Source organism: Pseudomonas sp. Q12-87, assembly GCF_001269755.1.
Lineage (GTDB): Bacteria > Pseudomonadota > Gammaproteobacteria > Pseudomonadales > Pseudomonadaceae > Aquipseudomonas > Aquipseudomonas fluorescens_S.
In genome coordinates, this window is sequence record NZ_LHVI01000026.1 from 1 (window position 1) to 5,855 (window position 5,855).

Annotated in this window: 3 protein-coding genes and 1 pseudogene; 3 read left to right on the forward strand and 1 reads right to left on the reverse strand. The window is 62.6% G+C overall.

Going from position 1 to position 5,855, the window contains the following annotated elements:
* The 3 genes and pseudogenes from AD663_RS19465 to AD663_RS19475 all read left to right on the forward strand — a co-directional run.
* Nucleotides 1-218: pseudogene (locus AD663_RS19465) on the forward strand (IS110 family transposase); the annotation flags it as partial.
* A 250-nt stretch (nucleotides 219-468) separates the two neighbouring features.
* Nucleotides 469-1,056, forward strand: a complete 588-nt coding sequence (locus AD663_RS19470) for a YecA family protein (RefSeq protein WP_003184118.1) — start codon at nucleotides 469-471, stop codon at nucleotides 1,054-1,056.
* A gap of 8 nt (nucleotides 1,057-1,064) precedes the next feature.
* On the forward strand, nucleotides 1,065-1,460 hold the full coding sequence (locus tag AD663_RS19475) for a YbaN family protein (RefSeq protein WP_003184120.1): 396 nt from the start codon (nucleotides 1,065-1,067) through the stop codon (nucleotides 1,458-1,460).
* 129 nt (nucleotides 1,461-1,589) lie between these two features.
* Here AD663_RS19475 and AD663_RS19480 read toward each other — a convergent pair.
* On the reverse strand, nucleotides 1,590-5,855 hold a 4,266-nt coding region (locus tag AD663_RS19480), incomplete at its 5' end, for an S-layer family protein (RefSeq protein WP_157062727.1).

The window sequence follows — 5,855 nt, forward strand, 5'->3', positions numbered from 1 at the left end:
CCAGCCACCGTGCCCGCCTGACGCGGATGGACACTAGTTGCGCGATCAAGGCGACGGCTCATCAACTGGCGCGATTGATTTACGCCATGCTCACCAAAGGCCAACCCTACGTTGAGAAAGGGATAGAAGAGTTTGAGGAGAAAAGCCGGGGACGCCAACTGCGGGCTCTGGAGCGCAAAGCCCGAAAGTTGGGTATGCAATTAGTTAAGGCTGCATGATTTTTAGAAGCAAAAACAATGGGTTATATTTTGTTTGATAAGAGCTTGCTCCCGCTGGGTGGCGAAGCCGCCCCAAAAAACAGGGCCGCTGCGCGCCCCAGCGGGAGCAAGCTCCCTCGCCACGGGGGGTACGCGCCTGGCGGGAGGCCAATCCGGTCCTTACCGGCAAGGCAAATACGCCGCGCGGCTGGCCTGGGCGCTCAAGAAGGCCTAGAATTCCCGCATTGTTTATTCCCCAAGGTAGCCCGTAATGTCCTTCGCTGAGCAACTGACCCGCCTGCAAGTCTTCCTCGACGCCGATGAGCTGCACGAAGAGGCGCTGGACTACGTGGCCGCTCACGGCTACCTGACCGCCCTGTCGATCTGCTCCGAAGAGGTGCCGGATCGCGAGTGGATCGACGCGCTGTTCGCCGAAGAGCCGCACTACAGCGACGAAGCCCAGCGCGCCGAAATCGAAGCGACCCTGGTTGGCCTCAAGGCCCATATCGCCCGTCAATTGGCTTCCGACGAGGAATTCGAGTTGCCGTGCGAACTGGACCTGGGCGATGACCCGGACGATTCGGAACTGCGCGGCTGGTGCATCGGTTTCATGGAAGGCGTGTTCCTGCGCGAAGCCGCCTGGTTCGAAACCGCGGAAGAAGAAGTCAGCGAAATGCTGCTGCCGATCATGGTCGGTTCCGGCCTGTTCGACGAGCAACCGGAGTTTTCCGACATCGCCGCCGACGCCAACCTGATGGACGACATGATCGTACAGATCCCGGAAGCCCTCACCGCCCTGTACCTGCTGTGCAACGCCCCGGACGAAAAACCGGCGATCCTCAAGCCACGTCACCACTGAGCGACCGGGTGCCCGCGCCCCTCGGCAACCGCCCCCTGATCGTGCGTTACGCTCTGCTGGCCATCGGCTGGCTGAGCGTGGTGCTGGGGGTCATCGGTATCTTCGTTCCCGTACTGCCCACCACCCCTTTCCTGCTCCTGGCAGCGGCCTGCTTCGCCCGCAGCTCGCCGCGTTTCTACCAATGGCTGGTCGAGCATCCCCGACTCGGCCCGTGGATCAGCGATTACCTCAGCGGCCATGGCATCCCGCTCAAAGGCAAGGTCTACGCCATCGGGCTGATGTGGGCGAGCATTCTCTTCTCTTGCTATCTGGTACCCCTGCCCTGGGCCCGAGGGTTCATGCTCACCAGCGCGGTGTTGGTGACGGTTTATATCCTCAGGCAGAAGACGTTGCGTCGGCCCTGATTCCCACTGTGGCAAGGACCTTCCTGCCTTCAGAAAGCGGCGGGCCTGCCCACAGACCTGTTTTCGTCAAACGAACAAAACCCGCCACATCCAGACTGGAAATGGCGGGTTTTGTCGTTTCAACTCACCTCAAACCGTGTCCACCTTCAACGAATGATCGTTCAACATCCCGTTGATAATGGTGGCCGTGTCCGCCCCGCCTGCAATCATCCCGCCCGCCCCTGGCGTGACGCCGTAGTGGCTGGCGAGGTTGACGCCGGCCAGGTCGATGGTCTGGTTCGCCGTGGCACCGGCAACGGCGCTGATGTCGATGCTGGTCATCACCGACGCCCCGCTGCCGCTGACGGTGAAGTGCAAGTAGTCGTCCAGCGATGCGGCGCTGCCGTTTTCCCCCTGCAACAGCTGTGACAGATCGAGTTTATCGGTACCCAGCGTGAAGTCGGTGATTACGTCATGGCCGCTGTTGCCGGCCTGCCACTGGAAGGTGTCGGCGCCGCTGCCTCCGGTGAGGGTGTTGTTGCCCAGGCCGCCGATCAGCAGGTCATCCCCACCGCCACCGTTGAGCACGTCATGACCCAGGCCGCCGTCGATGCGGTTGCTGGCCCCGTCGCCGGTGAGGGTGTCGTTGAAGTTCGAACCCACGAGGTTTTCGATACTGCTCAGCGTATCGGTGCCAGCGCCCAAGGTGTTCTGCGCAGCCAACAGGCCGAGGTTCACCGTGACTGCCGAACCGGCGTGCGCATAGCTGGCCGTGTCGGTGCCCGTGCCGCCATCGAGCAGGTCGTTGCCCGTGCCGCTGTAGAGCAAGTCATTGCCTGCCCCCCCATGCAAGGTGTTGTTGCCCGAGCCTGCACTGAGTATGTCGTTGCCGTCGCCGGCGTTGAGGACGTTATCACCGTTGCCGGCCAGCAGCACGTCGTCCCCGGAAGTGCCCGTCAGGGTATTCCCCGCCTGGTAGCTGATGCCCACCGCCGCGCTGTCGCTGCCGCCATGGGCGTCGCTGGTGGTGTAGGTACCGTGGTAATCCGACGTGATGTCATGGGCGCCAGCGTAATTGACGGTCATGGTCAGTTGATAGTTTTCCGCGCCGTTGGGGTTGCCGCCGCTGGCATTGGCAATGTTGGTGACGTGGATCTGGTAGTCCCCGTCGGCTGCGGCCGTAAACGAGGCGCCATCGGCGATGGCGATGAAAGGCCCGCCATTGAGGGAATATTCCAGAGTGATATGCCCGGCCGCCAAGTTGTGATCCAGGGTAAGGGTTTCGCCCTGCTTGAGGCTGATGTTGAGCCGGTCTTCATCATTGACGTTATTGTTGGAAACCGCCCCCAGCGCGCCGCTGACCACCAGGACCGCCGTCATGGCCGCGGTATTGGCGACAAAAGCGCTGCGATTGAGGTTGATCGACTGGACATTGTTGCCGGTGAAGCTGGCGGTGCCGGTGCTGCCGGTGAAGTCCGCGCCTTTGGCGACCCATCCCGTATTGAAGCTGGTGGGCGACGCCGTGAGCGGATCGCCGTTGGCGTCGCTGTCGTTTCCGAGCAACAGCTCCCCCGGTACCACGATGTTGCCCGACAGCACGTTGGTAATGACGTTGTCATCGACCGCCACAGGCGGGCTGTTGGGAACGACCTTGACCACCAGGGTGGAACTGGCCAGGTCGCCATCGTTGTCGCTGACGGTGTAGCCGATAGTCTCGGTGATCAAGGTGCTGGTGGCGGTCTGCGAGGTGTAGCTGAACGCGCCCGTGTCCAGATTGACCACCAGGGTGCCGTCGTGGTCGGTGGCGATGCTCACTGTATTGGTTACGGTATTGAAGGTGCCGTGGTTGACCCCGCCGCTGGCGGTCAGCGCGCCTTGGCCGCCGTTGGCCGCCGGGTTGTAGCTGTACGTGGTGCCATCGACCACCAGGCTCTTGACGAACCCGCCATCGGCGCCGAACGAACCGCCCTCGCCGAGCAGGTTGCCGGTGACCGGCGCGCCCTGCACGGTGCCGGAGAGTACCGAGTTGAGCTGGTTCAGGTCGGTGACCACCACCGCGTTGGTATTGGTGTGGGTGCTGCCGTCATAGGCCAGCGGGTCGAGGTTGGTGTTGCTGACACCGCTGCCCAGGCCGATGGCGTAGTTCTTGATGCCGTTCGCGTCGAGAAACGCCTTCCACGCCGCCTCGTCTGCGGTACCGGTTTCCTGGCCCGAGGTGGGCTTGCCGTCGGAGAAGAAGTAGCCGATGTTCTGCGCCCCAGTCAGTTGCCCGGATGTGACAAACGCGGTCTTGGCCGCCGCCACTGCCGCGTCGTAGTTGGTGCCGCCGCCCGCCGACAGGCTTGTGAGGAGCGTCTTGGCGGTGGCCACATCCACCCACACAGAACTCCGGTCGGTGGCGCTGCTGCTGAATGTCACCAGTTGGACTTTCACATCTCCCAGATCATCGTATTTATCCAGCAAGGCGCTGATGGCCTGCTTGGCCAGGTCCAGGCGCGAGAGCCCCGGCACGCCTGAATCGTCGGCCATACTGCCAGACACATCGAGGACGATCAGCAGGTTCGAGTCGATCTCCACCGCCGTCACCGAACGCTCGGATGCGACAGCCTTGGGCACATCATCGACGATGCTCACCACCAGACTGCCGGTGACGCTGTTGCCCGAAGCATCGGTGGCCTTGTAGGTGAAACTTTCACTGAGTGCATTCGGCCCATCATTGGCATTGGGCGTCGTCGTGGCGGGTGAAGTGAGGGTGTAGGCGTAGGAGCCGTCCGGGTGAAGCAATAGCTGACCGTAGGCACCCGTGGCGTTGCCCACCAGGGTGAAAGTCACGGCGCCAGTGGCACCGGTGACCGAACCGACAAGACTGCCGGTGGCGGTTTCGCTGGTGGCGCCCGGGTCGCTGCCGGTGACGGTGCCAGGGGCCAGATCCTGGCCGTCCTGGGTCAGGTCCAGGGCTTTTTCGTAGACGGTGATGTCATGATCGGTTTGAGCGACAAGCACACTGTTGTGGACATCGACAGTGACGGTGGTGGTGCTTTCGTCCCCGTCGGAATCACGCACCGTGTAGGTGAACACATCGGTGGCACCCGGTGCGCCGACAGTGTTCGGGTTGCTGTGATAGACCGCGTTGCCGTTGGCGTCCAGGGTCAGGTAGCCGTAGGTGCCGTTGATCTGGGTGTTCAGGCCGCCGCTCGCCGAAGTCGATGTATCGTTGCCGGCACGCACGCCGATGACCATGCCACCGTCGGCACCCAACACGTCATTACCCAGTACATTGCCATTGACCGTCCCGCCCTCCGCCACCGAGATGGAGTCGGCATGGGCCGTCGGCGCGTCGTCGACAATGTTGATAACGATGGTGCTGGTGGCGGTGTTGCCGAGCGAATCCGTGGCTTGATAGGTAAAGCTTTCAGTCAGGACGTTCGGCCCATCGTTGGCGCTGGGGGTCGTTGTCGCGGGTGACGTCAGCGTATAGGTGTAGGAACCGTCAGGATGAAGCAGCAGTTGACCATAGGCTCCGGTGGCACTGCCCACCAAGGCAAAGGTGACTGCGCCGACGGCACCGCTGACCGAGCCGGCGAGGCTGCTGGTGGCGGTTTCGCTGGTAGCGCTCGGGTTGCTGCCAGTGACGGTGCCAGGGGCCAGGTCCTGGCCGTCCTTGTTCAGGTCGAGGGCTTTTTCGTAGACGATGACTTCCTGATCGGAGGTGGCGACGAGGCAACTGGCGTGAACATCGATGGTGATGGTGGTAGTGCTTTCATCTCCATCGGAATCACGCACCGTGTAGGTGAACACATCGGTGGCGCCCGGTGCGCTGACGCTATCGGGGTTGCTGTGGTAGATCGCGTTGCCATTGGCATCCAGGGTCAGGTAACCGTAGGTGCCGTTGATCTGGGTGTTGAGGCCGCCGTTCGCCGGCGTCGACGTGTCGCTGCCGGCGCGCACGCCAATGACCGCGCCGCTCGCGGCTGGCCCGTCGGCACCGCCCACGTCGTTATTCAGAACATTGCCACTGACTGTCCCGCCCTCATCCACTGAAGCGGAGTCGGCATGAGCGGTAGGCAGGTCATCGACGATGTTCACGTCGAGGTTGCCGTTGGCCGTGGTGCCGTTGTCGTCGGTGACCACAACCGCGAATTGCTCACTGAGGCTGTTGGCGCCGTTGGCGTTCGGATGAGCTTCGTTGTCCAGCAAGGTGTAGCTGTAGCTCACGACGCCGGTGGTGGCGTTGTAGCCTGTGACGGTCAGCGTGTTGCCCAACGCCGTGGTGATTGATTGAGGGAAACCGGCGGCCACACCGCCAGTGACGACGTTGATGCCACCGACGCTCAAGGTCTGCACGCCATCCAGCGCCGTCACGGTGAAGGTGCCGTTTTGGGTCAGCGCCGGCGCATCGGGGCTGCTGCCGTCGCT